23 protein-coding genes are annotated in these 26,423 nt (G+C 70.6%); 7 read left to right on the top strand and 16 right to left on the bottom strand.

Features of this window, described 5'->3' with window-relative positions; genetic code table 11:
- Positions 1-536: 536 nt before the first annotated feature.
- On the bottom strand, positions 537-1,049 hold the full coding sequence (locus tag ACFRMN_RS29845; protein WP_383025117.1) for a hypothetical protein: 513 nt from the start codon (positions 1,047-1,049) through the stop codon (positions 537-539).
- A 299-nt stretch (positions 1,050-1,348) separates the two neighbouring features.
- On the bottom strand, positions 1,349-2,521 hold the full coding sequence (locus tag ACFRMN_RS29840) for an acyl-CoA dehydrogenase (RefSeq protein WP_383025114.1): 1,173 nt from the start codon (positions 2,519-2,521) through the stop codon (positions 1,349-1,351).
- A gap of 183 nt (positions 2,522-2,704) precedes the next feature.
- Between ACFRMN_RS29840 and ACFRMN_RS29835 the strand changes: the two genes are divergently transcribed.
- On the top strand, positions 2,705-4,051 hold the full coding sequence (locus tag ACFRMN_RS29835; protein WP_383025111.1) for a UDP-glucose dehydrogenase family protein: 1,347 nt from the start codon (positions 2,705-2,707) through the stop codon (positions 4,049-4,051).
- A 128-nt stretch (positions 4,052-4,179) separates the two neighbouring features.
- Here ACFRMN_RS29835 and ACFRMN_RS29830 read toward each other — a convergent pair whose 3' ends face one another.
- From ACFRMN_RS29830 to ACFRMN_RS29820, 3 genes are read right to left on the bottom strand one after another with little or no spacing between them, the layout of a single operon-like run.
- The gene (locus ACFRMN_RS29830) at positions 4,180-5,373 is read right to left on the bottom strand and encodes a dipeptidase (RefSeq protein WP_383025108.1); all 1,194 of its coding nucleotides are present in this window, start codon (positions 5,371-5,373) and stop codon (positions 4,180-4,182) included.
- An 11-nt stretch (positions 5,374-5,384) separates the two neighbouring features.
- The gene (gene purE / locus ACFRMN_RS29825; RefSeq protein WP_383025105.1) at positions 5,385-5,912 is read right to left on the bottom strand and encodes a 5-(carboxyamino)imidazole ribonucleotide mutase; all 528 of its coding nucleotides are present in this window, start codon (positions 5,910-5,912) and stop codon (positions 5,385-5,387) included.
- The gene (locus tag ACFRMN_RS29820) at positions 5,909-7,027 is read right to left on the bottom strand and encodes a 5-(carboxyamino)imidazole ribonucleotide synthase (RefSeq protein WP_383025207.1); all 1,119 of its coding nucleotides are present in this window, start codon (positions 7,025-7,027) and stop codon (positions 5,909-5,911) included. Before ACFRMN_RS29820 ends, purE begins: the two co-directional genes overlap by 4 nt.
- Positions 7,028-7,239: 212 nt before the next feature.
- Here ACFRMN_RS29820 and ACFRMN_RS29815 point away from each other — a divergent pair, with 212 nt between their 5' ends.
- Positions 7,240-7,746 carry a GtrA family protein gene (locus ACFRMN_RS29815; protein ID WP_383025102.1) on the top strand — a complete coding sequence of 169 codons (507 nt, stop codon included), beginning with the start codon at positions 7,240-7,242 and terminating at the stop codon, positions 7,744-7,746.
- Positions 7,747-7,822: 76 nt separating this feature from the next.
- Here ACFRMN_RS29815 and ACFRMN_RS29810 read toward each other — a convergent pair whose 3' ends face one another.
- Both ACFRMN_RS29810 and ACFRMN_RS29805 read right to left on the bottom strand, forming a co-directional pair.
- A complete protein-coding gene (locus ACFRMN_RS29810; RefSeq protein WP_383025099.1) occupies positions 7,823-9,097 on the bottom strand; it encodes an ATP-binding protein in 1,275 nt (424 codons plus the stop codon).
- A gap of 13 nt (positions 9,098-9,110) precedes the next feature.
- Positions 9,111-9,788, bottom strand: a complete 678-nt coding sequence (locus ACFRMN_RS29805) for a response regulator transcription factor (protein ID WP_383025097.1) — start codon at positions 9,786-9,788, stop codon at positions 9,111-9,113.
- 335 nt (positions 9,789-10,123) lie between these two features.
- Here ACFRMN_RS29805 and ACFRMN_RS29800 point away from each other — a divergent pair, with 335 nt between their 5' ends.
- On the top strand, positions 10,124-11,647 hold the full coding sequence (locus ACFRMN_RS29800) for a peptide MFS transporter (RefSeq protein ID WP_383025094.1): 1,524 nt from the start codon (positions 10,124-10,126) through the stop codon (positions 11,645-11,647).
- A gap of 78 nt (positions 11,648-11,725) precedes the next feature.
- Here ACFRMN_RS29800 and ACFRMN_RS29795 read toward each other — a convergent pair whose 3' ends face one another.
- Together ACFRMN_RS29795 and ACFRMN_RS29790 are read right to left on the bottom strand one after the other, a co-directional pair.
- The gene (locus ACFRMN_RS29795) at positions 11,726-12,214 is read right to left on the bottom strand and encodes an ATP-binding protein (protein WP_383025091.1); all 489 of its coding nucleotides are present in this window, start codon (positions 12,212-12,214) and stop codon (positions 11,726-11,728) included.
- Positions 12,215-12,419: 205 nt separating this feature from the next.
- Positions 12,420-12,788: an STAS domain-containing protein gene (locus ACFRMN_RS29790; protein ID WP_129769972.1), complete on the bottom strand. Its 369-nt coding sequence runs from the start codon at positions 12,786-12,788 to the stop codon at positions 12,420-12,422.
- A gap of 286 nt (positions 12,789-13,074) precedes the next feature.
- On the opposite strand from ACFRMN_RS29790, the gene ACFRMN_RS29785 reads away from it, so the two are divergent.
- The 3 genes from ACFRMN_RS29785 to ACFRMN_RS29775 all read left to right on the top strand — a co-directional run bounded on the left by ACFRMN_RS29785 (position 13,075) and on the right by ACFRMN_RS29775 (position 17,490).
- Positions 13,075-13,992 carry an RNA polymerase sigma factor SigF gene (locus tag ACFRMN_RS29785; RefSeq protein WP_383025088.1) on the top strand — a complete coding sequence of 306 codons (918 nt, stop codon included), beginning with the start codon at positions 13,075-13,077 and terminating at the stop codon, positions 13,990-13,992.
- A gap of 119 nt (positions 13,993-14,111) precedes the next feature.
- Positions 14,112-15,398 carry a DegT/DnrJ/EryC1/StrS family aminotransferase gene (locus tag ACFRMN_RS29780; RefSeq protein ID WP_383025085.1) on the top strand — a complete coding sequence of 429 codons (1,287 nt, stop codon included), beginning with the start codon at positions 14,112-14,114 and terminating at the stop codon, positions 15,396-15,398.
- Positions 15,367-17,490: a lipopolysaccharide biosynthesis protein gene (locus ACFRMN_RS29775; protein ID WP_383025205.1), complete on the top strand. Its 2,124-nt coding sequence runs from the start codon at positions 15,367-15,369 to the stop codon at positions 17,488-17,490. The genes ACFRMN_RS29780 and ACFRMN_RS29775 overlap by 32 nt, the downstream gene beginning before the upstream one ends.
- On the opposite strand, the gene ACFRMN_RS29770 is transcribed toward ACFRMN_RS29775, so the two are convergent.
- The 6 genes from ACFRMN_RS29770 to ACFRMN_RS29745 are packed head-to-tail and all read right to left on the bottom strand — an operon-like array spanning position 17,469 to position 24,375.
- Positions 17,469-18,599, bottom strand: a complete 1,131-nt coding sequence (locus ACFRMN_RS29770; protein ID WP_383025082.1) for a glycoside hydrolase family 26 protein — start codon at positions 18,597-18,599, stop codon at positions 17,469-17,471. The two genes, ACFRMN_RS29775 and ACFRMN_RS29770, sit on opposite strands and share 22 nt — an antisense overlap.
- Positions 18,596-19,150 carry a hypothetical protein gene (locus ACFRMN_RS29765; protein ID WP_383025079.1) on the bottom strand — a complete coding sequence of 185 codons (555 nt, stop codon included), beginning with the start codon at positions 19,148-19,150 and terminating at the stop codon, positions 18,596-18,598. The genes ACFRMN_RS29770 and ACFRMN_RS29765 overlap by 4 nt, the downstream gene beginning before the upstream one ends.
- On the bottom strand, positions 19,147-20,994 hold the full coding sequence (locus ACFRMN_RS29760; protein ID WP_383025077.1) for a hypothetical protein: 1,848 nt from the start codon (positions 20,992-20,994) through the stop codon (positions 19,147-19,149). Before ACFRMN_RS29760 ends, ACFRMN_RS29765 begins: the two co-directional genes overlap by 4 nt.
- Positions 20,995-21,002: 8 nt before the next feature.
- On the bottom strand, positions 21,003-21,797 hold the full coding sequence (locus ACFRMN_RS29755) for a polysaccharide deacetylase family protein (protein ID WP_383025203.1): 795 nt from the start codon (positions 21,795-21,797) through the stop codon (positions 21,003-21,005).
- 50 nt (positions 21,798-21,847) lie between these two features.
- Positions 21,848-23,218 carry a glycosyltransferase gene (locus ACFRMN_RS29750; RefSeq protein ID WP_383025074.1) on the bottom strand — a complete coding sequence of 457 codons (1,371 nt, stop codon included), beginning with the start codon at positions 23,216-23,218 and terminating at the stop codon, positions 21,848-21,850.
- Positions 23,219-23,256: 38 nt separating this feature from the next.
- Positions 23,257-24,375, bottom strand: a complete 1,119-nt coding sequence (locus ACFRMN_RS29745; RefSeq protein ID WP_383025072.1) for a GNAT family N-acetyltransferase — start codon at positions 24,373-24,375, stop codon at positions 23,257-23,259.
- A 256-nt stretch (positions 24,376-24,631) separates the two neighbouring features.
- Here ACFRMN_RS29745 and ACFRMN_RS29740 point away from each other — a divergent pair, with 256 nt between their 5' ends.
- Positions 24,632-25,951: a cytochrome P450 gene (locus ACFRMN_RS29740; protein ID WP_383025069.1), complete on the top strand. Its 1,320-nt coding sequence runs from the start codon at positions 24,632-24,634 to the stop codon at positions 25,949-25,951.
- Between the two features lie 126 nt (positions 25,952-26,077).
- Here ACFRMN_RS29740 and ACFRMN_RS29735 read toward each other — a convergent pair whose 3' ends face one another.
- On the bottom strand, positions 26,078-26,410 hold the full coding sequence (locus tag ACFRMN_RS29735; protein ID WP_383025066.1) for a DUF6415 family natural product biosynthesis protein: 333 nt from the start codon (positions 26,408-26,410) through the stop codon (positions 26,078-26,080).
- Positions 26,411-26,423 lie beyond the last annotated feature (13 nt).

Here is a 26,423-nt window from a genome sequence, read left to right as displayed (position 1 = left end):
CCAGCCTCTCGACGCTCCGAACATGCCGAAACGCCCCTGCTCTCGCGTGGAAGAGCAGGGGCGCGGTGTTGGGTGCGACGAGCTGCGGCACGGATACAGGTGAAGACGGTCGGCGCCTGTGGGCTGTGCTGGACCTGTAATCCGTCCTGTCAGGCCCCATCGCCGTCCATCCGGGCCGGGGGCCCTTGGTTCGGTGCCGCCACGCTGTGCGCGCGAATACCGGCGACCACCCGTCATGAGACGGACCCCACTCCGTGCAGAAGCTAGGCGCGCGTGGTCGCCGGTTAAGCCCCCCGAGCTTGCGAGCACCCGGAGGCTTCGGAGCCTAGGTTACGGCGCTGCGTCTGGGAAGAGTTCTCCGAATGCCGCCCGGTCGTAGATGGTGCCACTCGTTGGCCTCCGGGGCGGGTTGGGCGTCGGTACGGGCCGCGCCGCCGAGGTCGCCGTCGAATTCTTGGCGGCCTTCTTCGGTATCTCGTGCACCGCCGCACCCGCGCCGCGGAACTCCCGGGCGGGGGTGACCGACTCGTTCATCTTCATCCGTCTTCTTCTGCTTCCTCAACGGAATCGACGAGAATTGAAAGCATCTCGCGAAGAATTTCGGGCTCACGCTCGACGGCAAATGCTTCGAGGGTGTGAAGGGGTACGATCGCGTCCTCGTACTCGATGGGGACATTTGAACAAATCAGTGGAACTCGGTTGAAGATATTCCGATCAGATTCTCCGCTGTCGTGGTAGGCCCAACGGCTTGGAGTGGCACGGCGCCACGTCTCGCCAATGTATCGAACCGCCCCATCGGTAAATTCGGCGTTATCGTCCGACTTGACGGCTGCGCGATCCGGGTACCGCCCCAGGAGTATCGGTTCGAGTGCATCGAGTGAGTCGATTGAGAAGTCGAAATTGAATTCTCCGGGAAGGTGGCGTTCGCGCCATCGATTCAGTGCATCATCCATCTCGGCGAGCCAATTTTCAAGGAACTGAATCGCGTATGCGGTCATCCTCGCACGGTCTTCCGCCATGTACGCTTCGGTCGAGTTTCCTTCGGGCATCTGATCCGGCTCCAAAATCGGGTGAATTCAAACTGCCGAGACTATGGTATCGGCGAGGGAAGTACCAGCGGCACAGGTTGCGGGAAGAGAAGATCGGGCGCAAGAAGAAGGCGGCGCCGGAACCGGCGCCGTTCTTCGGAGATTTCGTCACGCCGCACGCGGACCGCTGGGCGCAGCCTGCGGGCGGCGCGCGCATTCTGTTGGTATCCCAGTCGCCCGACAGCGACCATGCGAACGACCCCCGGCATCACGCCGGGGGCCGTGGTGTTTGCGCAGGCCGCCGACCTGCGCAAACCCTGCTAGGGAAGGTTCCGGGCCATCACGATGCGCTGGACCTGGTTCGTGCCCTCGTAGATTTGCGTGATCTTCGCGTCGCGCATCATCCGCTCGACCGGGTAGTCGCGCGTGTAGCCGTACCCGCCGAGGAGTTGCACCGCGTCCGTGGTGATCTCCATGGCCGCGTCGGAGGCGAAGCACTTGGCCGCCGCGCCGAAGAAGGTGAGGTCTTCCTTGGCGCTGCCCGCGGAGACGCGCTCCGACCTGGCGGCGGCGGAGTAGGTGAGCTGGCGGGCCGCCTCCAGCTTCATGGCCATGTCGGCCAGCATGAACTGCACGCCCTGGAAGTCGGCGATCGGCTTGCCGAACTGCTTGCGCTCCTGGACATAGCCCTTGGCATAGTCGAGCGCGCCCTGTGCGATGCCGAGTGCCTGGGCCGCGATCGTGATGCGGGTGTGGTCCAGGGTCTTCATGGCGGTGGCGAAGCCCGTACCCTCCTCGCCGATCAGCCGGTCCGCGGGGATACGGACGTTGTCGAGGTAGACCTCGCGCGTCGGGGAGCCCTTGATGCCCAGCTTCTTCTCCGGGGCGCCGAAGGAGACGCCCTCGTCGCCCTTCTCGACCACGAACGCACTGATGCCCTTGGTGCGCTTGTCCGGGTCGGTGACGGCCATGACCGTGTAGTACTCGGAGACGCCGGCGTTGGTGATCCAGCGCTTCACGCCATTGAGGACGTAGTGGTCGCCGTCCCGTATCGCCTTGGTCTTCATACCGCCCGCGTCGGAGCCCGCGTCCGGCTCGGAGAGGCAGTACGAGAACATCGCGTCGCCCTTGGCCAGCGGGCCCAGGTATGTCTTCTTGAGGTTCTCTGAGCCGGAGAGGATCACCGGCAGCGAGCCGAGCTTGTTCACGGCCGGGATCAGCGAGGAGGAGGCGCAGACGCGCGCGATCTCCTCGATGACGATCACGGTGGCCAGGGCATCGGCGCCCGCGCCGCCGTACTCCTCGGGGACATGGACCGCGTGCAGATCGGAGGCGACCAGCGCGTCCAGGGCCTCCTGCGGGAAGCGCGCCTCCTCGTCCACCGCCGCGGCGAACGGGGCGATCTTCGCCTCCGCGAGCGCGCGCACGGTCTCGCGGAGCATGTCGTGCTCTTCGGACGGGCGGTACAGGTCGAAATCAGCCGATCCGGCCACGGTCTTTCACTCCCCAGGATGCTAACTACCGTTAAGTAACACAATTTTAGGGGGCCGAGGCACCGCAGGCATAGGTGAGTTTGCCGACAGCACTCCGTACTGGGAGAAGTGCCCCTGCGAAGCCCCTGCTACGCGCGGCTATGCTCGGGCCCGCACCTGCCCGCATCCCCCTGGAGCACTCACATGGCCCTCAAGATCACCGTGATCGGCACCGGCTATCTCGGCGCCACACACGCCGCGGCCATGGCGGAGCTGGGCTTCGAGGTCCTTGGCCTCGATGTGGTGCCCGAGAAGATCGAGCTGCTTTCCGCGGGCCGGGTCCCGATGTACGAGCCCGGTCTCGAAGAGCTGCTGCGCAAACATGTCGCCGGGATCGAGGGATCGAGCGGGCGGCTGCGGTTCACCATGGACTGGGCGGAGATCGCGGAGTTCGGCGATGTGCACTTCGTCTGTGTGAACACCCCGCAGAAGCATGGCGAGTACGCCTGCGACATGTCGTACGTCGACTCCGCCGTCGAGAGCCTTGCCAAGCATCTGGGCAGGCCCGCGCTGGTCGTCGGCAAGTCGACGGTGCCCGTGGGCAGCGCGGAACGGCTCGCGGCCCGCATCGTCGAACTCGCGCCCGCGGGCGGCGAGGTGGAGCTGGCCTGGAACCCGGAGTTCCTGCGCGAGGGCTTCGCCGTACAGGACACGCTGCACCCCGACCGGATCGTGGTGGGCGTACGCAGTGAGCACGCCGAACGCGTGCTGCGCGAGGTGTACGCGACGCCGGTGGGCGAGGGGTCGCCGTTCATAGTGACGGACTTCCCGACCGCCGAGCTGGTGAAGACCTCCGCGAACTCCTTCCTGGCCACGAAGATCTCGTTCATCAACGCGATGGCGGAGGTCTGCGAGGCGGCCGGCGGCGATGTGGTGAAGCTGGCGGAGGCGCTTGGGCACGACGAGCGGATCGGGAAGAAGTTCCTGCGCGCCGGGATCGGCTTCGGCGGCGGCTGTCTGCCGAAGGACATCCGGGCCTTCATGGCGCGGGCGGGCGAGCTGGGTGCGGACCAGGCGCTGACGTTCCTGCGCGAGGTCGACTCGATCAATATGCGGCGCCGCGGGCACATGGTGGAGCTGGCGCGCGAGGCCGTGGGCGGCGACTCGTCGTTCCTGGGGAAGCGGGTCGCGGTGCTGGGGGCGACCTTCAAGCCGGACTCGGACGATGTACGGGACTCCCCCGCGCTCAATGTCGCGGGGCAGATCCACCTCCAGGGCGGCCAGGTGACGGTGTACGACCCCAAGGGCATGGAGAACGCCAAGCGGCTCTTCCCGACGCTGAGGTACGCGCCGTCCGCGCTGGACGCGGTGCGCGGCGCCGATGTCGTCCTGCATCTGACGGAGTGGCGCGAGTTCCGCGAGCTGGACCCGGCGGCCCTGGGCGAGGCCGCGTCACGCCGGCTGATCCTGGACGGACGTAACGCGCTGGACCCGGCGCGGTGGCGCGCGGCGGGCTGGACGTACCGCGCGATGGGGCGCCCGCGCGCCTGAGCCCCCCGCGTCTGAGCCCCCGCGCCCGAGCCGGGGCGCCGCCCTCGCGCCCGAGCCGGGGCGCCTGAGCCCGCGCGCCTGAGCCGGGGCGCCGCCCTCGCGCGCTCCGCGGGAGAGCGCGGCTCTCCTCAGCCGTCCAGGTCCTGGATCGTCGCGAGCGACGGACCCCGTTCGTCCCGCAGGCCCCGCGCCACGTCCTCCGCCGCGCGCAGCACCCGTACCGCGTTCTGCCACGTCAGCTTCGCCAGGTCCGCGGTGGACCACTTACGGGCGAGGAGTTCCGCGATCAGGTTCGGATAGCCCGCGACGTCGTCCAGGCCGGCCGGGGTGAAGGCCGTGCCGTCGAAGTCGCCGCCGATGCCGATGTGATCGATGCCGGCGGTCTCGCGCATATGGTCCAGATGGTCCGCGACCGTCGCCGCCGTGGCGGTCGGGCGGGGGTGGGACGCCTCGAACGCCTGATGGATCTCCATCGCGCGCGCGGTGGTGTCGAGCGGGTGCAGACCATGGGCCCGCATGTTCTCGTCCGCGGCCTGGGTCCAGGCCACCGCGGCCGGGAGGATGAACTTCGGTACGAACGTGGCCATCGCCACGCCGCCGTTCGCGGGCAGCTTCTCCAGCACGTCGTCCGGGATATTGCGCGGGTGGTCGCAGACCGCCCGTGCCGACGAGTGCGAGAAGATCACCGGCGCCCCGCTCGCGGCGAGCGCGTCGCGCATCGTCGTGGCGGCCACATGCGAGAGGTCGACCAGCATGCCGGTCCGGTTCATCTCGCGGACCACCTCGCGGCCGAAGGCCGAGAGACCGCCCACACCCGGCACATCCGTCGCCGAGTCCGCCCACGCGAGGTTGTCGTTATGGGTGAGCGTCATATAGCGGACACCCAGGGTATGGAGGGCCCGCAGGGTGGCGAGGGAGTTGTTGATGGAGTGGCCGCCCTCGGCGCCCATCAGGGAGGCGATCCTGCCGTGTCGCCGCGCCGTCTCCATGTCGTCCGCCGTCAGGGCGCGGGAGAGGTCGCCGGGATAGCGGGCGAGCAGCCGGCCGACCACGTCGATCTGCTCCAGCGTCGCGCTGACCGCGTCGTCACCGGCCATGTCGGACCGTACGTACACGGACCAGAACTGCGCGCCGACGCCGCCGCGCCGCAGCCGGGGGATGTCCGTGTGCAGCTTCCCCGACAGATCGTCCGCGATGTCGAGCCGGTCCAGGTCGTAGCCCACGTGCTCGCGCAGCGCCCAGGGCAGGTCGTTGTGTCCGTCGACCACCGGGAAGTCGGCCAGCAGGGCTCGGGCCTCGTCGAGGAAGGGCGTGGAGTCCATGGCCGTGACCGTCACTTTCCGAATCCGAAGTGGTCCGCGCCTTCGACTTTGGCGCGCAGCCGCTTGCCCTTCGCCGTCGCCTGATCGTTCAGTTCCTGCAGGAACTCCCGCATCCTGGCCTGGAGTTCGGGGTCGTGGGCGGCGAGGATACGGGCGGCGAGCAGCCCCGCGTTCCGGGCGCCGCCGACCGAGACCGTGGCCACCGGTACACCGGCGGGCATCTGGACGATGGACAGCAGTGAGTCCATGCCGTCGAGGTACTTCAGCGGTACGGGGACGCCGATCACCGGCAGCGGGGTCACCGAGGCGAGCATGCCCGGCAGATGCGCCGCGCCGCCCGCGCCCGCGATGACCGCCTTGAGGCCGCGCCCGGCGGCCTCCTCGCCGTACGCGATCATCTCGCGCGGCATGCGGTGCGCGGAGAGGACATCGACCTCGTACGGGATCTCGAACTCGTGGAGGGCCTTCGCGGCGGCCTCCATGACGGGCCAGTCGGAGTCCGAGCCCATGACGACGCCGACCAGGGGAGCAACAGTCATTCGGTGATCGTTCCTCGGAGATAGCCGGCGGCGTGGCGGGCGCGCTCCAGCACGTCGTCCAGGTCGTCGCCGTAGGTGTTGACATGCCCCACCTTGCGGCCGGGTTTCACGTCCTTGCCATACATATGGATCTTCAGTCGCGGGTCCCGGGCCATGCAGTGCAGATAGGCCGCGTACATGTCCGGATAGTCGCCGCCCAGCACATTGCACATGACCGTCCAGGGCGCACGCGGGCGCGGGTCGCCGAGCGGCAGATCGAGCACGGCGCGCACATGGTTGGCGAACTGCGAGGTGATCGCGCCGTCCTGGGTCCAGTGCCCGGAGTTGTGCGGGCGCATGGCCAGCTCGTTGACGAGGATCCTGCCGTCGCTGGTTTCGAAGAGCTCCACCGCGAGATGGCCCACGACCCCCAGTTCGGCGGCTATCCGCAGGGCGAGCCGCTGGGCCTCGCCCGCCAGCTCGTCCGGCAGTCCGGGCGCGGGGGCGATGACGGTGTCACAGACGCCGTCGACCTGCCGGGACTCGACCACCGGGTACGCCACGGCCTGGCCGTGCGGGGAGCGGACGATGTTCGCGGCGAGCTCGCGTACGAAGTCGACCTTCTCCTCGGCGAGCACGGGGACCCCGGCGCGGAAGGGCTGCTCGGCGTCCTCCTCGGACCGTACGAACCAGACGCCCTTGCCGTCATAGCCGCCGCGCACCGTCTTGAGGATGATCGGGAAGCCGCCCACCTCGGCGGCGAAGGCCGTCGCGTCGGCCGGGCCGGTGACGATGCGGTGGCGCGGGCAGGGCGCGCCCAGCTCGGTCAGCCTGGCGCGCATCACACCCTTGTCCTGCGCGTGCACCAGCGCGTCGGGGCCGGGCCTGACCGGGATTCCGTCCGCCTCCAGGGCGCGCAGATGCTCGATCGGCACATGCTCGTGATCGAACGTGATCACATCGCAGCCGCGCGCGAAGTCACGCAGCGTGTCCAGGTCGCGGTAGTCGCCGACGACGACATCGCTCACCACCTGGGCCGCCGAGTCCTGCGGGGTGTCACTGAGGAGCTTGAATCTGAGGCCGAGGGGGATGCCCGCCTCGTGGGTCATACGGGCGAGCTGACCGCCGCCGACCATGCCGACTACCGGGAACGTCACGCCCCCAGGGTATCCGCCGCCCGGCGGGCACCGTCCCCGAGTACCGCCGCGGCCTCTTCCCGTACGGGCGTCCCCCGTACGGGCGCCACCCACCGTGACCGAGCGTGACGTACGGTCCCCCAGGCGGCGGAAGGGGCCGCTGGTTAGCATGGTTCGGAACTGACATCGACCGGACGGGGCTGAACGGGCATATGAGCGAACGGGGCGCACTCCGCGTGCGACTGGACCGGCTCGTCCGCGAGGTGGTCAAGTTCGGCGCGGTGGGCGGCGCGGGGCTGCTGGTCAACCTGCTGGTCTTCAATCTCGTACGGCACACCACCACGCTCCCCGTGGTGCGGGCCAGCATCCTGGCCACCGTCGTCGCGATCGCCTTCAACTACGTGGGCTTCCGCTACTTCACCTACCGGGACCGGGACAAGAGCCGCCGCACGAAGGAGCTGACGCTCTTCCTGCTGTTCAGCGTGGTCGGCCTGGTCATCGAGAACGGTGTGCTCTACGCGGCGACGTACGGCTTCGGCTGGGACAGTCCGCTCCAGAGCAATGTGTTCAAGTTCCTCGGTATCGGGATCGCGACGCTCTTCCGCTTCTGGTCGTACCGCACCTGGGTCTTCCGTGCCCAGCCGGCGGCGAGCACGCGGCTGCCGGACGAATCGTTCCTGGAGCGGAAGCGCACGCGGCCCGACCGCGTCCGCGGCTGAGAAGCCATACCCCCGGGCTGAGAGAAGCCGTACACCCGGGCTGAGAAGCCATACACCCGGAAAGCCGTGTCCCCGGTCAGCGGACCGGTCGCTCCGGGGATTTCGGCGCCTTGCGGGTGACGGCCTCCCGGCTCAGGAAGAGCGCGAAGACCGGCGGCTGCTGCTGGAGCAGTTCCAGCCGGCCGCCGTCCGCCTCCGCCAGGTCGCGGGCCACGGCGAGGCCGATCCCGGTGGAGTTGCGGCCGCTGATGGTGCGCTCGAAGATCCGGGCCCCGAGGTCCGCCGGTACGCCGGGGCCCTCGTCGGTCACCTCGATGACGGCCTGGTTGCCGGTGACGCGGGTGCGCAGGGCGACCGTACCGCCCCCGTGCATGAGTGAGTTCTCGATCAGCGCGGCCAGCACCTGGGCGACCGCGCCCGGCGTGCCGACGGCCCGCATCCCCTGCCGCCCCGAGCAGACGATGGCCCGCCCGGCACTGCGGTAGGCCGGGCGCCACTCCTCGATCTGCTGTTTGACGACCTCGTCGAGATCGAAGGCGACGGCGGAGCCGGTACGCGGGTCGCGCGCGTTGGTGAGCAGCCGCTCCACCACATCGGTCAGCCGCTCGACCTGCGCCAGCGCGACCATCGCCTCTTCCTTGACCGTGTCCAGGTCGTCGGTGGCGGAGATCTCCTCCAGCCGCATGGACAGGGCGGTCAGCGGCGTACGGAGCTGATGCGAGGCGTCCGCGGCGAGCCGCCGCTCGGCGGTGAGCATCCGGGCGATGCGCTCGGCGCTGGAGTCGAGGACATCGGCGACCCGGTCCAGCTCGGGCACCGCGTACCGCTTGTGCCGGGGCCGCGGATCGCCGGAGCCCAGGCGCTCGGCGGTCTCGGCGAGGTCGGTGAGCGGGGAGGCCAGCTTGTTCGCCTGGCGTACGGCGAGCAGGACGGCGGCGATGACCGCGAGCAGCGCCACAGCGCCGATGATCAGGAGGGTGCGGCCGACCTCACGGGTCACGGAGGAGCGTGGCTCCTCGACGATGACGGTCTCGCCCTCCTCGCCCTTCGCCTTGCCACGGATGACGCTGCCGGTCGGCCGCTCACCGATCTGGACGACGGGCCGGCCCGGGATCTCGATCCGGGCGTACCGCGTCTGGTTGATCTGTTCGACCAGCACCTTGGCGCTGATGTGGTCACCGCCGAGGAGACGGCTGTCGACAATGCTCACCAGCCGCACCGCCTCGGAGTCCACGCTCTCCTGGGCGCTGCTGCTGATCGTGCGGGTCTCGACGATGACGAGCGAGACCCCGAAGACGGCGATGACGACGAGCACCACGGCGAGCGTGGAGTTGATCAGACGACGGCGCAAGGTGCCTTGGGCCCTAACTCTTCTCGAACCGGAAGCCGACACCCCGCACGGTGGCGATATAGCGCGGGTTGGCGGCGTCGTCACCGAGCTTCTTGCGCAGCCAGGAGATATGCATGTCGAGGGTCTTGGTCGACGACCACCAGGTGGTGTCCCAGACCTCGCGCATCAGCTGGTCACGGGTGACGACCCGGCCCGCGTCCCGGACGAGGACCCGTAGCAGGTCGAACTCCTTGGCGGTGAGCTGAAGTTCCTCCTCGCCCATCCAGGCGCGGTGCGACTCGACGTCGATCCGTACGCCATGGGTGGCGGGGGCGGGTACGGGGTCGGAGGCGCCGCGCCTGAGCAGTGCCCGTACGCGCGCCAGCAGCTCCGCGAGCCGGAAGGGCTTGGTCACATAGTCGTCGGCGCCGGCGTCCAGGCCGACCACGGTGTCCACCTCGTCCGCACGGGCGGTCAGCACCAGGATCGGCACGGCGTGGCCCTCGGCGCGCAGCCGGCGGGCGACTTCGAGGCCGTCCATCCCCGGTAGGCCCAGGTCGAGTACGACCAGGTCGACACCGCCCTGGAGGCCGGCGTCCAGCGCGGTCGGACCGTCTTCGCGGACCTCGACCTCGTAACCCTCCCGACGCAGGGCGCGGGCCAGCGGCTCCGAGATGGAAGCGTCGTCCTCGGCGAGCAGTACACGGGTCATGGGGTGATGGTAGACCGCACGGGGCGACGCTTGGGCCCTCCTCGACAACGCCTTCGAGTTCATGTGCGATCCGATGATCCACCTTCGAATATAAGAGCCCTGCTTCATCAAAACCTATGATCCATCTCTCAAATCCTTCCATATGGGCCTCTGTCATGTCGTATGGTGTCGAGACGCCTGTAGTACCACTAGGAGACCTTTGGCCTGCCGAGCGCCGGGGGTCTCCTCTCCGCGTCTCCGCGCCGGGGACGGCATGTCCCGATCCGGCCCGCCCCCCACACCGGGCGCGTCGCCGCTGACCAAGCGCCGCGTCCCGAGCAAGCAAGGATCGACCCATGGCGTCCAGCCTGACGAAGGACTCGCCCAGCGCACCCGCCGGACCCGAGAAGACCTTCTTCGGCCACCCCCGCGGACTGGCCACGCTCTTCATGACCGAGATGTGGGAGCGCTTCAGCTTCTACGGCATGAGAGCCCTGCTCACCATCTATCTGATCTCCGGTGGTCCCGATGCCTCGAAGGGGCTTCAGGGCGGCGGGCTCGGAATAGATCTGGCCACCACCACGGCCGTCTACTCCATCTATCTGTCCATGGTCTATCTGCTGGCGATGCCCGGCGGCTGGCTGGGCGACAGGCTCTGGGGGCCGCGCAAGACCGTCACGATCGCGGCCTGCACGATCATGCTGGGCCATCTCACCCTGGCCCTGCCGGGAACGGGAAGCTTCTTCGCCGGTCTGGCGCTGGTGGCGCTCGGCTCGGGTCTGCTGAAGGCCAATATCTCCACGATGGTCGGCCATCTCTACGACGGCCCCGACGACCCGCGCCGTGACGGCGGGTTCACCATCTTCTACATGGGCATCAACATCGGTGCCTTCTTCGCCCCGCTGATCATCGGCACCGTGGGCGAGACCTACAACTGGCATCTGGGCTTCGCACTCGCCGCCGTCGGCATGGGCATCGGCCTGATCATGTTCCTGCTCGGTACGAAGCATCTGAGCCCGCGGAGCAGTCGCGTCCCGACCCCGCTCTCCCGCGAGGAGCGCGTCACCTGGCTGCGCAAGGGCATGACCTGGCTGCTGATCGCCGCCGTCTTCTACGGCGCCGTCGGTCTCAGCGGCAACTTCACCCTCAACTGGGCGATGGTCCCGCTGACGCTCGCGGGCATCGTGATCCCGGCCACCGTGCTGATCAGGATCAAGCGCGACAAGGAGCTGTCGGAGACCGAGCAGACCAAGATGTCCGGGTACATCTGGTTCTTCGTGGCCGCGGCCGTGTTCTGGATGATCTACGACCAGGGCGGCTCCACCGTCCAGGCGTTCGGTACGACGAAGGCCTCGGGCGAGCTGTTCGGACTGGGCTTCCCGTCCTCCTGGTACCAGTCGCTGAACCCCGTGTTCATCATGGCGCTCGCGCCGGTCTTCGCCTGGTTCTGGCTCTGGCTGAACCGCCGGGGGCAGGAGCCGAGCACGGTCGTGAAGTTCGCCGCCGGTCTGTTCGTCGTCGGCGTCTCGTTCTTCTTCTTCCTGATCCCGCTGGCGATGGCGGCGGACGGCACGCTGGTCAGCCCGGTGTGGCTGGTGGGCATCTATCTGATCCAGACCGTGGGCGAGCTGTGCGTCTCCCCGGTGGGTCTGTCGGTGACGACGAAGATGGCGCCCGCGAAGTACGCGAGCCAGATGATGGGGGTCTGGTTCCTGGCGGTCACCGCGGGCGATTCCGTGACCGGTCTGCTCTCCATCGGCGGGGTCGATCTGAGCAGGACGGGCGTGGTGGCCCTGGAAGCGCTGCTGGCGTCCCTCGCCGGGTTCGCGATCTTCATGTACCGCAGGAAGGTGCGGGCGCTGATGGGCGACATCCGCTAGGGCCTGCGGCCCCCGGCATGCGAGGGGGCCGCCGCGCCGGGTAAGGGTGCGGCGGCTTCCTCGCGCGGGCTACGCGCGTTACGACGGAGCGGCCAGCTCCGCCCAGACCGTTTTGCCGGCCTCGCCCGGCGCCCGGACCACGCCCCAGTCGAGGCACAGCCGCTGGACGATGAACATGCCGTGGCCGCCGGGGCGTCCCGCGCGGTGCGGGGTACGGGGGGCCGGCTGGCCCGTACCCCGGTCGGTGACCTCAAGACGCAGCACCTTGGCGGTGTGCGCGACCCGCAGCCCCTCGGGGCCCTCCGCGTGCAGACACGCGTTGGTGACCAGCTCGGAGACGACCAGCAGCACGTCCTCCGCCGCCGCCCGCCGGTCCGCGGTCGAGGCGGGGAGCCAGCCCCAGTCGTAGAGCGCCTGGCGGGTGAAGTCGCGCGCGAGCGGTACGACACCGCTGGCGCCGGCCAGGGCGAGCGACCGTATCCGCGCGTCGGACGTCGCGGCAGCGGTCCCCGCACCGTCCGGCTCGGGGCCGAGTTCGCCCGGCGGAGGCTGCCGGGTGGTGCTCATCAGCGCTTCACCTCACCGATTCACCGAATTAGCCAGTTCTTGTGTACAGAGAGTGCGGGGTCCCGCTGGGTCCGCCGGGGGTCTTCTGCCCCTCCGAATCGTGACAACACCCACTTCACCGATCCGGAAATGGTGAGAAGCGCGACAGGACGGGGCAGGGCGAGGATCCGGGGACGGGACCCGGGGTGCAGAGTAGCGGCCGGAGTCAGTCGGCCAGGGCTTCTTCGAGGGAGTCATGGACGGTGAAGACCGCGTCCGCGCCGGTGATCTCGAAGACCCGGGCCACAACGGGCAGCATCGCGGCGAGATGGACCCCACCGCCGGCGGCATCCGCCTTGAGGCGGGCGCCCAGCAGGACATTGAGTCCGGTGGAGTCGCAGAATTCCAGTTGCGAACAGTCGATCACAAGGCGTGACCGGCCCTGTTCGAGTGCTTCGTCCAGAGGTGTCCGCAACAGGTCGGCCGTGTGGTGATCCAACTCACCGGCCGCTGTCACGACTTCGCTCCGGCCCTCGGTCCGAACCTCGACCCGAAGCCGGCCCCGGTTCGTGCTGCCGACCGTCTGGCGGTCCATGCCCGTCCCTCTTCGCCGTGTCGTACGCCGTCGTCAGATGGTGCCGTCTCGACGTCATCACATCCCGATGACGCCTGTCGAACATTACGCCTTTCACACGCCGACCGGTACCCAAAGTCCCCCACAATAAGGACATATGAAGCAATTCGCACTTGCAACTGTCCGTGCCTAGCGGGTAGGGCTTGTAGGGACACATCCGCCCACGACCGGCTTCGGAGGCGCCGCACACCGCAGCAGCGCGTATTGGCATCGGCAGCCATATGCCGAGAACGTATGGAGGAGACCCATGTCACCCCCGCTCGACGACACGCGTACCCAGCACGCGACGTCGGCACCTGCGCCCGCACTTTCCGAGACCGGCCTCACACCGCCGACCGGCGCCGAGAGCCCGGCCGAGGGCCTTGAGGACCTGCCCGAGATCCCGCCCTTCGACGAGGTGGGCGCGGTGGACGCCCGAGCCCTGTCGAAGACGCTCTTCGCCCGGCTGGAAGCCCTTGAAGAGGGCACCCACGAGCACGCGTACGTCCGCAACACCCTGGTCGAGCTGAATCTCGCCCTGGTGAAGTTCGCGGCCGCCCGGTTCCGCTCCCGCAGCGAGCCGATGGAGGACATCGTGCAGGTCGGCACGATCGGCCTGATCAAGGCCATCGACCGCTTCGAGCTGAGCCGAGGCGTCGAGTTCCCCACCTTCGCGATGCCGACGATCGTCGGCGAGATCAAGCGTTTCTTCCGCGACACGTCGTGGTCGGTACGCGTACCGCGCAGACTCCAGGAACTCCGCCTCGACCTCGCCAAGGCGGGCGACGAACTGGCCCAGCAGCTCGACCGGGCGCCCACCGTCGCCGAACTCGCCCACCGCCTCGACATCACCAACGAGGAGGTCGTCGAGGGCATGGCGGCGAGCAACGCGTACACCGCCAGCTCGCTGGACGCCCAGCCCGAGGACGACGACAGCGAGGGCGCGCTCGCGGACCGGATCGGCTACGAGGACCACGGGCTCGAAGGCATCGAGTACGTCGAGTCGCTGAAGCCGCTGATCGCGAGTCTGCCGTCGCGGGACCGGAAGATCCTCTCCCTGCGCTTCGTCGCCAATATGACGCAGTCGGAGATCGGCGAGGAGCTCAATATCTCGCAGATGCATGTGTCCCGGCTGCTCTCCCGCACCCTCAAGAGACTCAGAAAGGGTCTGACGCTGGAGGAGTGAGGCGCCGGCCCTCCCTGCTGCGGTGCTCCCGCGTCTACGCTCCCCGCTTCGGCGGCCTTATTGACGGCTCGTCCGTTATGGGACACATTGAGCCGGGCAGGGGAGCGTGGGGAGACGCGATGGCTCTTGGGGAGGGCTGCCCGGCGGAGCACTCCGCGTACGCGGCGTTGGAAACGCTGATGCGCCGTCGCCTCGGCAGGGAATGTCTGTATGTGCCGTCGTGCCGGCTGGGACTGTATGTGGCGCTGCGCCACTGGTGCAGGCCCGGCGGGCGCGTCCTGATGTCGCCGGTCAACGACGACGTCATCTTCTTCGTGGTGCTCGCCGCCGGACTGCGCCCCGTACAGGCGCCGTTGCACGCCCTGGACGGGTCCATCGACCCGGCGGGCCTACCGGAGTCCGGCTGGCGCGGGCTGTCGGCCGTGCTCACCACCAATCTCTACGGGAACCCCGACCCGGCGCCCGAACTGCGCGCCCGCTGCGACGCGTTGGGGATCCCGCTCATCGAGGACGCCGCGCACGCCATCGGCAGCGAGGTGGCGGGGCGGCCGGTCGGCGGCTTCGGGGACGCGTCCGTGTTCAGCCTCTCCAAGCATGTGGGGGCCAAGAGCGGCGGCTTCCTCGCCCTCGCGGATCCGGGACTGCGTACGGAGCTGGCGCGGGCCCGTGACGCGCTCCTCGAACCCTCCCGGCTCACCGCCGAACTCGCCTACGCGCTGCGCCCGTACGCCGAGGCCGGGGTCCGGGGGCTGCGGCTGGTACGGGCCGCGCGCGCCGCGCTGCGGCTGCTCGGGCGGGAGGAGCGCGCGGAGATCCGGATGCCGTTGCGGGGCGAGGAGTTACGGAAGGCCCTCGCCGGAACTCCCGGGCTCGGCGGGTTCCACTCCTGGATCCGGGTCGACATGCACGACTACCGGCTCCGCTCGGGCCGGTCCCGGCTGCGCCGTACGCGGCGGCTGCTCGACGGCCTCGACCAGCGGCTCGCCGCGCACCGGAGCGGGACGGAGAAGCTGCTGGCCAGTCCGTGGGGCGCCCCGGGAGACGTGGCCGGGGCACAGCCGCTCTTCCGGGTGCCGCTGCTGGTGGAGGACCGTGACGCGGCGATCGCCGCGCTCGCCGGGCGCCGCGTCACCACCGGTTATCTCTACGATCCGCCGCTCGACGACTACGCGGGCGAGGACTTCACCGATCCGTCGCCCTCCCCGGGACCGGCCGCCTGGTTCGCGCGGCACGCCCTGCCCGCCGACCCGCGCCGGGCTGATCAGGTGATCGCCGTACTCGACGGGCTCGGCGCCCGGCCCGCGCGCTGGGCGGAGAGCGGCGTCGGGCCTGGCGGCATCGGGCGTGGCGGCGGCGGGCGTGGCGGCGGCGGGCATGGCGGCGGCGGGCATGGCGCCGGTGGCTGACGCCGCCCGGTTACGCGGGCCCGGGGCCACCGGCCCCGACGCGGCCGACGGCGACTCCATGTTCCGTAACGCCTATGCCCTGATGCTCTCCACCGGCGTCTCCGCCGCCCTGGGCCTGGGCTTCTGGCTGGTCGCCGCGCGCTACTACACCGAGGAGGCGGTCGGTCAGGGCTCCGCCGCCATCGCCGCGATGCGGCTGCTCGCCTCGCTCACCGCCACCACCATGATCGGCGCGGTGGTGCGTTACGTACCGCGCGCGGGCCGGGCCACCGGCGCGTTGGTGTGGCGCGCGTACGCGGTCAGTTCGCTGGTGGTCTGCGCCGCCTGCGTGGTGTTCCTCGCGACGCTCGATCTGTGGGGTCCCTCGTACGCGCCGCTCGACGGGGTCACGGCCGGAATCGTCTTCACCGCGGCCTGTGTCGCCTGGGCGCTGCTCACCCTTCAGGACGGGGTGCTGACCGGGCTGCGCAGGGCGTTCTGGGTGCCCGTCGGCAATGCCGCGTTCTCCCTCGGCAAGCTGCTGCTGCTCGCCGCGTTCGCCACGGCGATGCCGGTCCTCGGGGTCTTCGTCTCCTGGGCGGCGGCCATCGCCCTGTCCGTCCTGCCGCTCGGCTGGCTGATCTTCCGCAGGCTCATCCCCCGTCAGGCCGCCGCCGACCATGACCGCGAGCCGCCGGGGGCGCGCGACATCGGACGGTTCCTCGCCGGGGACTCGCTCGGGGCGCTCTTCAGTCTGGCGATGATCAATCTGCTGCCGGTGCTGGTCGCGGTGCGCTTCGACGCCGCGCACAACGCCTTCTTCTACACCGCCTACACCGTCGGCGGCACGATGGAGTTCATGGCCATCAACATGGCCTCCTCGCTCACCGCGCACGCCTCGCACAGCCCGGACCGGCTCGCCGAGGGCGTGCGCGGGGCGCTGCGCCGGATGACGGTGCTGCTCGTGCCGGTGGTGCTGGTGCTGGTGGTCTTCGCGCCGCAGGTCCTCGCGCCGTTCGGGGCGGACTACGCCCGGCACGGCACGACGGTCCTGCGGCTGCTCGCCGCCGCGGCGCTCCCCCGGGTCGTCGTGGAGCTGTACATCGGGGTGCTGCGGGTCCAGGGGCGTACGGGCATGCTCGCGGCGCTCCAGGGCGCCATGTGTGTGCTCGTACTCGGCAGCGCCCTGTTCCTGCTCGGTCCTGCGGGGATCTCCGGCGCGGGTCTGGCGGTGCTGCTGTCCATGACGGTGATGGCGCTGATCGCGGCGCCGGGGCTGCGCGCGGCCCTGCGGAGCGCGGGCGGGAGGCGGGCGCCCCGTACGAAGGACACCGACGCGTACGGGACCAGCTGGGCCCGGGAGTCCGCGCGGCTCCGTGCGGAGGCCATGGCCGCCTCGGTCCGCCGCCTGCCCGTACCCGCGAACTCCCCGGCCTCAGGGGACTCCCCGCCCTCAGCGGACTCCCCGGCCTCAGTCGCCTCCGCCGTGGATGAGAGCCGCGTCATCACCGTGGTCTGGCTGCTGCTCGGGCTGGCGGGCGGACTGTTCTGGCCGCCGCTCGTCCGCCTCGGGGACATCGGCCGCGACCAGCTCACCGGTACGCAACTGCTCACCGCGCTCCCTCCGCTGACCCTCGTCGCGGGCATCCTGCTGATCGTCGTGCAGTGCGCCGCCGTCTCCCTCGTACGGCCGGGCCCGGCGCTGCTCACGCTCGGGCCGCTGGCCACCTTCGCCGCGCTGCACAGCGCGCCCGTACTGCTGGGCGTACGGCCCGACCGGGCATCGGGGCCCTGGCACGAGCCGGTCGCCGGCCTTCTCACCGGCCTCCTGGACGGCGTCTGGGACGCGGACGGTGTCCTGCGGGGCCTGCCCGTCGCCCTGCAACTGCTCTCTCTGGGGCTCGCCGCCGTCACCCTGCGGGCGCTGGGGACGGACGCGCGGGTCACGGCGGGGGCGGTGTGGGTGCTCGCGGTGGCGGGCTGGGCGGGGCAGAAGCAGTTCGCGGCGGTGGCTCTGCCCGTGTCCCTGGGGGTGTGCGCGCCGGCGGCGCTCGCGCTGGTCGTGCGGGTCGTGCTGGTCGTACGGCGGCGTCACCGCGCCGGGATCGGCTGACGGAAGTACGGGGCGCGCCCCGCCTCGCGGTAACCCTCCAGCGCCGGGCCCTCGTTGACCGTCAGATCGCAGCCCTCGCCCGGCACCGGCCGGTTCCAGTGCACCAGCGCCCGCACCCCCGGCAGCGTCGGCGCCACCGCCGGGATCTCCCGGTACCAGTCGCGCTGCCGGTCGGGCAGGGCCGGGTCGGGTGCCGTGCTGAACTCGGCGAGCATCATGGGTTTCGTATCGGACACGTTCGCGCGCAGCCACTCGTAGGACGGCCGCTGGCTGCGCTCGAAGTCCAGCCAGTTCTCGGAGTCGTGGCAGCCGAAGTAGTTGTACTGGTCCATGCCGATCCAGTCCACGTACTCGTCGCCCGGATAGAGGGCCTTCATCAGCGCGGCGTTGCCCAGATAGCCGGAGACGGTCCACACCCACACCACGTTGTCCACGCCCAGCCGCTCGAACCGGTCGTGGAGATGGCGGTAGGCGGCGATGAACTCCTCGGGCGTGCCCGCGTCCGGCGTACGGAAGTCGGTCTCCTGGTCGAAGGAGAGGAAGACGCGCTTGCCGTACGCCTTGATGCGCCGGGCCCCCGGATCGATGATCTCCTCGTCGAACGTCCCGTCCGCGACGGCCCGCCAGCCGAGCTGGGTCTCGGTCCAGTTCTCGTGGTGCGGCTCGGTCCATACGGTGGACTCCCACGCCAGCATCAGCAACCGGTCCCTGCCCAGCTCGCGTTCGTCGGGGGTGAGCAGCACTCCGTCCCGCTCGGTGTTGGACATGTCGTGGTAGTTGTGGACGAGATCGAGCTTGCGGCCGATCTTCTTCTCGAAGTCGTACACCGCGTCCTTGAGCGAGCCGTCGCGCGCGTAGGGGATGTACGCGCCCCACCAGGCTCCGCACGGGGGTTCCAGTGACGCGGTCGGCGCACACGCCCTGTTCGCCGCGTCCTGGTCCGCGTCCGCCGTGCCGTCCCGGGAGTGCCATACGCCGATCCCGGCGAGCAGGGCCCCCACGGCGGCCAGGACGAGGGCCAGATACGCCGTACCGCCGGCGCCGGGGGCGCGGCGCCCGGGAGTGCGGCGCCTGAGGGTGCGCCGCCGCATGCCCTCCGTATCCGTCATCGGTCGTCACCGGCGGCGCGTTCGGAGCGTTTGGCGCGTTTGGCGCGGGCGGTCCGCTGGGGACGCCGCTCCACCGCCCCACGGGTCGCGGCGGGCAGCGGCAGGGCGGGCAGCGGTGCCACGACCGTGCAGAAGGCGGCGAGCGACACCATGAACACCGTGGCCGAGAAGCCCCGCACCAGAAACAGCGAGGTGGCGGTGAGCGTCGCGAGGGACAGGCTCAGCGGCGCGGCCAGCGCCAGCGCCTCCAGCCGGGCGCCGGGCCGCAGGTCGCCCGGCAGCGGGAGGAGCAGCGCGCAGCCGGGGCCGAGGAGGACGAAGAGCAGGACGGGTATCCAGCGCAGCGGCACACCGTCGGGCAGTTCCGCCGCGGCGAGCGCGGGCCAGCCGGAGAGCGCGAGTGCGGCTCTGAGCCACGGCCGGGCCGGTGCCTTGGTGCCGTTCACCGTTGTGCCGTTCACCGTTGTGCCGTTCGCCGTTGTTCCGTTCGCCGTTGTTCCGTTCGCCGTTGTTCCGTTCGCCGTGGTGTCGTTCGCCGTGGGGTCCTTCACCGTGGCTTCTCCTCCGTGTCCGTACCTCGCGGGCCTCGGTCTCCAAGGGGTACGTGTTCCAGTTCGAGCCCGTGCTCGCTCTCCTCCACCACCCGGAAGTAGGGCGAGCGCTTCAGCGCCTCGCTCATCCGGTCGAAGCCGCCGGGCGGCAGATAGCCCTCGCCGGTGGTGGCCTCCTCCTGGGAGGGGGTGAGGATCACGAACGCGGGGCGTCCGTCCGGGATGCCTGCGTCGAGGTACCCGGCCGGGTCCCGGAGCATCTTCAGGTTCTCCGGCACTTCCTGTTCGGTGAAGAACCAGCGCTCGTAGTGGTCGTAGCGGTAGTACGCGCCGGGGAACGACCCGGTGGTGGCGAGGATCAGCGCCCCGTCCGGCGCCCGGTCGTAGGCCCGTTTCACGAACGCGGTCTCGGCGGGGGGCGCGTACTGCATGCCCTCCTTGCCGTAGTACGACGGCAGGAAGCCCGCCGACAGGGCGATCAGCGCCACGGGCAGCGCGACCACCGACGTGCCGCGTGCCAGTCGCCGCGCCCTTCCGGTGCCGGCGACCGTGGGGACGAGCGCGGCGGCGGCGAAGAAGGCCGTGCCCGGCAGCCCGAACAGATAGACGCGGAAGAGCATTTCGCCGCCGTAGTCGTTGACGGCGAACAGCGGGACGGGAGCCGCAGCGGCCAGCAGCAGCGGCAGGGCGCTCCGTACGAGCCGGCGTCTCAGCAGAACGGCCGCGCCCGCGAGTACGGCCAGCACCAGCACCATCAGGATATTGGCGCGCCCCACCAACTCCGGTCCCGGGCCGGTCGGTTCACCGGCGAATCCGGCGCGGGAGTTGTTCAGCAGATCGCCCGCCGAGTCGCGCAGGGTGCTCAGCGTGTCCAGGAACAGCACCCGCCCCATCGTCAGATCCCAGACGAGCATCAGGACGCCGGTGACCACGAGCAGCCCGAGATTGCGGTAGCGGCGGGTCAGGCAGAGGGCCATCAGGGTCATGCAGAGCATCACCGGGGTCAGCTGGTGCGAGGCGTTGACGGCCGCGATGATCGGAGCCAGTATCGCCACACCGACCGCCCGCTGACGCGTGGTGGTGGGCGGCGGTACGGACGCGGCCGCCGGGTCGAGCAGGGACCGGTCGCGCAGCCGCCCGGCGGATCCCGGCCGTACGAAATGCCGTACGACCACGGCGAACACGGTGAGGAAGAGCAGATAGGCGAAGCCCTGCGGGGACAGATAGTCCTGGCCCACCCAGTTGGCGAGCTGGAAGATCCAGACGGCGGCCCACACCAGCCGCCAGTCGTCGGTGAAGGTGCGGTAGATCAGTATCAGGACCGGCAGCGTCAGCAACCCGAACAGGACGGGCGCCCAGTTGGCGTACGCGGCCGCGCCCGGCACCCCGAAGGCCCGGATCAGGGCTCCGTTGAGCGAGAAGAAGCCCGGCCACTGGTCGTACGCGGACATGCCGCCGGACAGTTCCGCGTGCGGGTATACGGTCCCCTCGGCCAGCAGCCTGTCGATCACGGCGTCGTGCTTGGACGCCCAGGCGTAGCGGACGGAGTCGTAGAGGAGGGCGGGCGGTGCCTTGAGCGCCACCAGCATCGCGACGCAGTGGGCGAGCGGCCACCAGGGGGCGGTGCCCGCCCGGCGCAGGCTCAGCAGAAAGCCGATCGAGAGCACGACCAGCGAGGCGTAGAACGCGAGGGGGAAGCGGTCGAGGAGACCGAAGTCCCCGATGTCGCGGAACCCGATCCTCGGTAACGACCAGGTCCACAGCGCCGCCGCGACCGCCAACGGAAGCCATGCCGACGACTGTTGGGGACGGAACGCGGCGGACGGGCGGGGCTCCCGTGGCATGTCCCCGCCTATCCGGCGAACTCGGGCCCGCGCACGCGGGCACGCGCGCTTCGGTACAGCCGCCATCCCAGCGTGGCCGCCGAGTCCGGGAAGGGGGCGACCCTGCCCCGCTCGCCGCGCGCCCCCTCGCCCGCCATCCAGGACTCGATGTCCGCCACTGTGTGCGTACGGCGGACGATGAGCCGGGCGATGCGGTACGGCTCGTCGCGCCCCGAGCTGAGCGCGTGGCGGACGGCGACGGCGGAGGCGTACCCGGCGGCCTCGGCGGCCCGCCGGACCGCGCGGCTGTTGTAGCCGTGCGGATAGGCCAGCTGTGCCACCTCATGGCCGAGGACGTCCTCCAACGTGCTTTTGGATTCGCGTAGTTCACGGTGGAGCGCGGGGGCGGTGAGGGTGTCCAGCTGGGGATGGGTGACGGTGTGGGCGCCCACCTCGATGCCGTAGCCCTCCAGCGCGGTCGCCTGGGCGAGCGTCATCATCGGGGCGGGCGGCAGCAGGCAGCCGCCGCCCCCGCTGCCGCCGCCGCCGCTGCCAGGAGTGAGGGCGCCGGTGGTCAGATAAGCGGTGGCGGGCAGCGCGCGGGCGGCGAGCGCCTCGGCCGTGGGGCCGGGCAGATCGGCGAAGCCGTCGTCGAAGGTGAGGACGACGGGCCGGGGCGGCAGGGGCGTGCGGTGGACGAGATGGCCGGCCAGGTCGCTGACCGGGACCGGCGTACGGCCGCAGGCGACGACGGCGTCCAACTGGGCCGCGAAGTCCCGTGGGCTGACGGTGAATTCGGCGATCCAGTCGGGCGGGTCGTCCATGACGGCGTGGTAGAGCAGGACGGGGACACGGGCGGCGGCGGGCAGGTCCTTCACGCCTGGCCCCCGTCCCCGGATATCCGTCTGCGCGCCTTCGCGTAGCCGAGGGGGCCGTAGAGCATGCCCCTGCGTTCCAGCCGGGAGAGACGGCGCGGCCAGGGGTGTTGCTGAGCGCCGTGCACGCCGGGCGCGCCGGGCACGGACGCTTCCCCGTGCGAGCGGTGGGCGGTGATCGCGCGGGCGTGGGCCAGACCGCGCGGCAGCCTCGCCAGCAGGGCGGGCAGCAGCGCGGGGCGGCGGACCAGGATCGCGGTCAGATACGCGGTGAGGCCGGCGCCGTATCCGTACGCCTGGTCCTCCAGGTCCCGCCAGGTCTCGCGGTGGTGATGCCAGACGAGCGCCCATGGCGTGTAGCGCAGCCGGTGGCCCGCGGACAGGATCCGGACGAAGGCGTAGAGGTCGTCGCCGCCCCTGGCCGGGGTGCCGGTGCCGGTGGCCGGGTCGAATCCCCCGACGGCCCGCAGCGCGTCGGTGCGGAAGGCCATGTTCGCGCCGGAGCCGAAGCTGCCGGCGGTGAACGGGAAGAGCGGTTCACCGGCGGGCGGCCGGGCCGGGTCGTACAGGCGCTGCTCGAAACCCTTGGCGAAGCCTCCGTGGCTCTCCAGCAGGATCTGGGCGGGGGTGGTGAGCCGGGCGGGCAGGATCAGGCCGGTGACACACCCGAGGCCGGGGTCCGCCGCGAAGGGCGTGCTGAGCGCGGTGAGCCAGTGCGGGTCGGCGATCACGTCGTCGTCGGTGAAGGCGACGACCGCGCCGTCCGCGCCGTCCGTCTCGGCGAGACCGCGGTTGTGGGCGAGGGCCAGTCCGGGGCGCGGTTCATGGACGTAGTCGACGCGGCCCGCGTAGCGGGATGCCACGAGGTCACGGGTGGCGGACGTGACGGGCGCGTTGTCGACGACGAGGACACGGAAGTCCGGGTGGTCCTGTGCGAGGAGCGAGTCGAGGGCGCGGGCGAGCTGTCCGGCGCGCTCACGGGTCCCGACGACGACGGTGGTACGGGGCGGGGCGTGCGGGGTGTGCGGCTCGGCGGCGGGCGTTCGCTCGTTCCGGCCCAGGTCCTTCTGGTCCATCCGGCCCTTCTGGCCCGTCCGGCCCTTCTGGTCCGTCCAGCCCTGCCGCGCGCGGAAGGCGGCCCTGAGTACGTCGGCGGGGTCCTCCCCCGCCCCGACCCGGCAAAGCACGGTGGCTGCGGGGCGGCCCCGGAGCCGTACGAGCGCGTAGACGTACCCCTCGCCGGGGGGCGGGCCACCGGGCGCGGGGGCCAGGGACAGGACCGGGCCTTCGGGGCCGTCGAGATCGAGTTCGGCCACCGCGATGGACGCGAACGCGGCTGAGGCGAACGCGGCTGTGGCTGGATACGTCATCTGCTCCCCCGTAGGTCCCGCTGTCCAGGTCCCGCCGGTCAGCCGGTCCGCAGCCGGCCCAGCCGGTTCAGCGTCCGCCGCGCGTATCCCGCCAGCCTCGGCCTGCTCCGTACGAAGCCGTGCGCCCTGCGGGAGGGCTCCCTGCCCAGCCAGGCGAGCGCCGCCCGCGCGCCCGGCCGCGCCGCGGACCCCTCGTACACCCGTAGCCCGCCCGTCTTCAGCGCGTCCTTGTACTCCGCGCCGCCGCGCCCCAGGTCGAGCATGCCGATCCCCGCCGCCGCGGCGGCCTCGGCCATCCGCAGATGCAGGATCAGCCCCGGCGAGAACTTGGCGAACTCGGGGTCGTAGGACGGGAACCAGCAGGACAGCACCGTGCGCGAGCGCAGTCCGAAGTGCGCGGCGACGGGCCGGCCGGCGGCGTACAGCACGGAGAGGACCCCGGAACAGCCGGGCGTACGGGTGTCCGCGAGCAGCCGTACCAGCGCGCTGATCCACTCCTGGGCGAACCGGTCGCGGCGGCCGGTCCTGCGGTACTGCGCCGACTTCCACGCCATGAGCGCGCGCAGGGCGGCCGGATCGCGTTCGTCGAAGACGAAGCGGACCTCCCCCGCCTGACGGCCGAGCCTGCGCTCCTTCGCGAGGGTCGTACGGAGGAACTTGGGCGAGCGCGCGCGCAGGCCCGCCTCGTACGCGGCGTACCCCTCCCCGACCTCGATCACCGGCGACTCGAAACCCTCGGCCGCCGACGGCACGAACAGTCCTTGTCCCGCTTCCAGGTTGTCGAACTCCCAGGCCACGAGCGAGCAGCCGCCGAGCAGTTCGCGCGCTGTCAGCGGCAGACCGGTACGGAGTACCGCGCCCTGGCAGTCGGAGACCCCGAGACCGATCGCCCGCCCGTACCCCAGCGGGCCCCTCTCGTAGGGGAAGAAGCCGACGGGCCCGCCGTCCCCCTGTCGCTCCCGCAGGACCGCCACGCGCGACGCCGGTCGCACGCGGCCCACCGCTCGGCTGAACTCCGGTTCCATGAACGGGTTGGCAGGCGCGCCGGACGCGGCCCGTAACGCGCGCCAGGCCCCGATGTCCGGCTCGGCCAGCTCCCCCGGCGCCACCACCTCGATCTCGACGCGCGTGCGCGCGGCATCGCGTACATCGCTCAATTCGACCCCCCGGTCGCGTCCCGCCCCGAAAGGACGGTACCCGCCCAAATCACTCCGGGACAACGGGCGGGAACAGGCTGTAACAGGCCGGAACACGCTGAACCACGACGGAGGATTCCGGAAGAGCACCGCGAGAGGGTGGCAAGTGGCCCGTAAGAGACCCGGAAGAGGCCGGAACCGCTCCTGTGCCGGGCCACCCGGTCCCTCATAGGATCGGGAGCGACCCTGTACCAGGCATGCCGGGAGGGAGTGTCCCATGACCGCGTCATCCACGTCGCGGCCCGCGTCGCACTCCGCGCCCCACCGGATGGACTCGTCCGGCGGCTGCCCGCACGCCTCCAACGCCGCGCTGCTGGCGAAGGGCGCCGCGGCCGAGGTCCTGCTCCCGGGGGACGTACCGGCGGCGGCGGTGCTCGGGCACGAAGCGCTCAAGGAATTCATCGGCCGTCCGGATGTCGCCAAGAACGCCCGGCACTTCACCGCGCTGCGCGAGGGGCGGATTCCGGACGGCTGGCCGCTGCGGACCTTCGCGACCGTGCAGGGCATGGTCACCTCCGACGGCGATGACCACCGGCGGCTGCGGGCGCTGGTGAGCAAGGCGTTCACGGCCCGGCGGGTGGAGGCGCTGCGGCCCGGCATCGAGCGGCTGACCGATGAGCTGCTGGACGGTGTGGAGGCCGCGGCGGCCGCGGCGGCCGGAGCGCGCGGCGACGCGGCCGGCAGCCGGGCGGCTGACGGCGTGGTCGATCTGCGGGCGCTCTTCGCGCTGCCCCTGCCCATGAGCGTCATCAGTGAACTGCTCGGCGTGGACGCGGAGTTCCGGGACCGGCTGCATGTGCTGTCGAACCAGGTGGTCGCGACCGACATCGGGCCCGGGGAAGCGGTGGCCGCGAACCGGGAGATGGTGGCGGTGCTGGCCGCCGTGGCGGCTTCCCGTAAGGACCGTCCCGGTGACGATCTCACCAGCGCTCTGATCGCCGCGCGCGAGGAGGGCGGAGACCGGCTCGGCGAGGGCGGAGACCGGCTCGGCGAGGCCGAACTCATCGGCACGATGATCGTGATGATCATCGCCGGCCATGAGACCACGCTCAATCTGATCACCAACGCGGTACGCGCGCTCTGCGCCCACCGGGACCAGTTGGAGCTGATCAGGGCCGGTGGCGCCGACTGGGCGGACGCGGTCGAGGAGACGCTGCGCTGGGACAGTCCGGTCAGTTTCTTCCCGTTCCGTTATCCGACCCGGGACGTGACGGTGGACGGCACGCTGATCCCGGCGGGCACTCCGGTACTTGCGGGCTTCTCCGCCGCCGGCCGTGATCCCGCCGCCCACGGCCCGGACGCGGACCGCTTCGACATCACGCGACGTACGCGCTCCACCACGCGACATCTCTCTCTGGGCCACGGTGCGCACTACTGTCTGGGCGCACCGCTGGCGAGGATGGAGACGACGATCGCGCTGCGGCGGTTGTTCACACGCTTCCCTGACCTGAGGATCGCGGTCCCGGAAGAGGAGCTTCCACGCCATCGGAGCTTTGTGGGCAACAGCGTGCGGGAACTTCCTGTGGTGCTGGGGTAGTTGAGCCCGCCGCAGCCGTGATCGGCGACGAGAGGCTCTATAGGCGGAGCCCGACGGCCAGGGCGATGGTGAGCCCGAGCGTGCAGACCGCGACGACGAACCACGCCTGATGCTTCGCTTCCGGAGTCATGTTCGGTGTCGCCCTTCACGTTCGTGCAGATAGTCCATGAATGTGCGGCACATGCGGGCCAGGGCTCGCATGTGGACCCAGTTCGCCATGGCGCCATCGCCGGGCCCGCTGCCGGTCAGGTCGTACCAGTCCTTCAGCGCGCCCTTGGCCCGGACCGTGTGCTCGGTCTCGGGGATCCGCTCCACGAACCCGACGAGCAACGCCCCATGGTCGATCAGCCGGTTGGTGAGATCGGCGATCTCCACCGGCGGCGGCATCAGGCGATGCGGGGCGAGCGCGCGGTCGATGTTCAGGGCTATGACATCGAAGGCGATATCGTCATATGCCAATGCCTTCCTATGA

The sequence above is a fragment of the Streptomyces sp. NPDC056835 genome (genome assembly GCF_042789485.1).
Lineage (GTDB): Bacteria > Actinomycetota > Actinomycetes > Streptomycetales > Streptomycetaceae > Streptomyces.
Note: the sequence above shows the minus strand (reverse complement) of the source record. Positions and strands in the feature narration are given on the sequence as shown.

Coding starts and splice junctions, on each gene's coding strand:
- ACFRMN_RS29815 (WP_383025102.1), top strand. CDS start 7,240: ATGAGCGAACGGGGCGCACTCCGCGTGCGACTGGACCGGCTCGTCCGC.
- ACFRMN_RS29740 (WP_383025069.1), top strand. CDS start 24,632: ATGACCGCGTCATCCACGTCGCGGCCCGCGTCGCACTCCGCGCCCCAC.
- ACFRMN_RS29785 (WP_383025088.1), top strand. CDS start 13,075: ATGTCACCCCCGCTCGACGACACGCGTACCCAGCACGCGACGTCGGCA.
- ACFRMN_RS29755 (WP_383025203.1), bottom strand. CDS start 21,797: ATGGACGACCCGCCCGACTGGATCGCCGAATTCACCGTCAGCCCACGG.
- ACFRMN_RS29805 (WP_383025097.1), bottom strand. CDS start 9,788: ATGACCCGTGTACTGCTCGCCGAGGACGACGCTTCCATCTCGGAGCCG.
- ACFRMN_RS29835 (WP_383025111.1), top strand. CDS start 2,705: ATGGCCCTCAAGATCACCGTGATCGGCACCGGCTATCTCGGCGCCACA.
- ACFRMN_RS29760 (WP_383025077.1), bottom strand. CDS start 20,994: ATGCCACGGGAGCCCCGCCCGTCCGCCGCGTTCCGTCCCCAACAGTCG.
- ACFRMN_RS29780 (WP_383025085.1), top strand. CDS start 14,112: ATGGCTCTTGGGGAGGGCTGCCCGGCGGAGCACTCCGCGTACGCGGCG.
- ACFRMN_RS29790 (WP_129769972.1), bottom strand. CDS start 12,788: ATGGACCGCCAGACGGTCGGCAGCACGAACCGGGGCCGGCTTCGGGTC.
- ACFRMN_RS29775 (WP_383025205.1), top strand. CDS start 15,367: ATGGCGGCGGCGGGCATGGCGCCGGTGGCTGACGCCGCCCGGTTACGC.
- ACFRMN_RS29750 (WP_383025074.1), bottom strand. CDS start 23,218: ATGACGTATCCAGCCACAGCCGCGTTCGCCTCAGCCGCGTTCGCGTCC.
- purE (WP_383025105.1), bottom strand. CDS start 5,912: ATGACTGTTGCTCCCCTGGTCGGCGTCGTCATGGGCTCGGACTCCGAC.
- ACFRMN_RS29770 (WP_383025082.1), bottom strand. CDS start 18,599: ATGACGGATACGGAGGGCATGCGGCGGCGCACCCTCAGGCGCCGCACT.
- ACFRMN_RS29800 (WP_383025094.1), top strand. CDS start 10,124: ATGGCGTCCAGCCTGACGAAGGACTCGCCCAGCGCACCCGCCGGACCC.
- ACFRMN_RS29845 (WP_383025117.1), bottom strand. CDS start 1,049: ATGCCCGAAGGAAACTCGACCGAAGCGTACATGGCGGAAGACCGTGCG.
- ACFRMN_RS29820 (WP_383025207.1), bottom strand. CDS start 7,027: ATGGTCGGCGGCGGTCAGCTCGCCCGTATGACCCACGAGGCGGGCATC.
- ACFRMN_RS29830 (WP_383025108.1), bottom strand. CDS start 5,373: ATGGACTCCACGCCCTTCCTCGACGAGGCCCGAGCCCTGCTGGCCGAC.
- ACFRMN_RS29795 (WP_383025091.1), bottom strand. CDS start 12,214: ATGAGCACCACCCGGCAGCCTCCGCCGGGCGAACTCGGCCCCGAGCCG.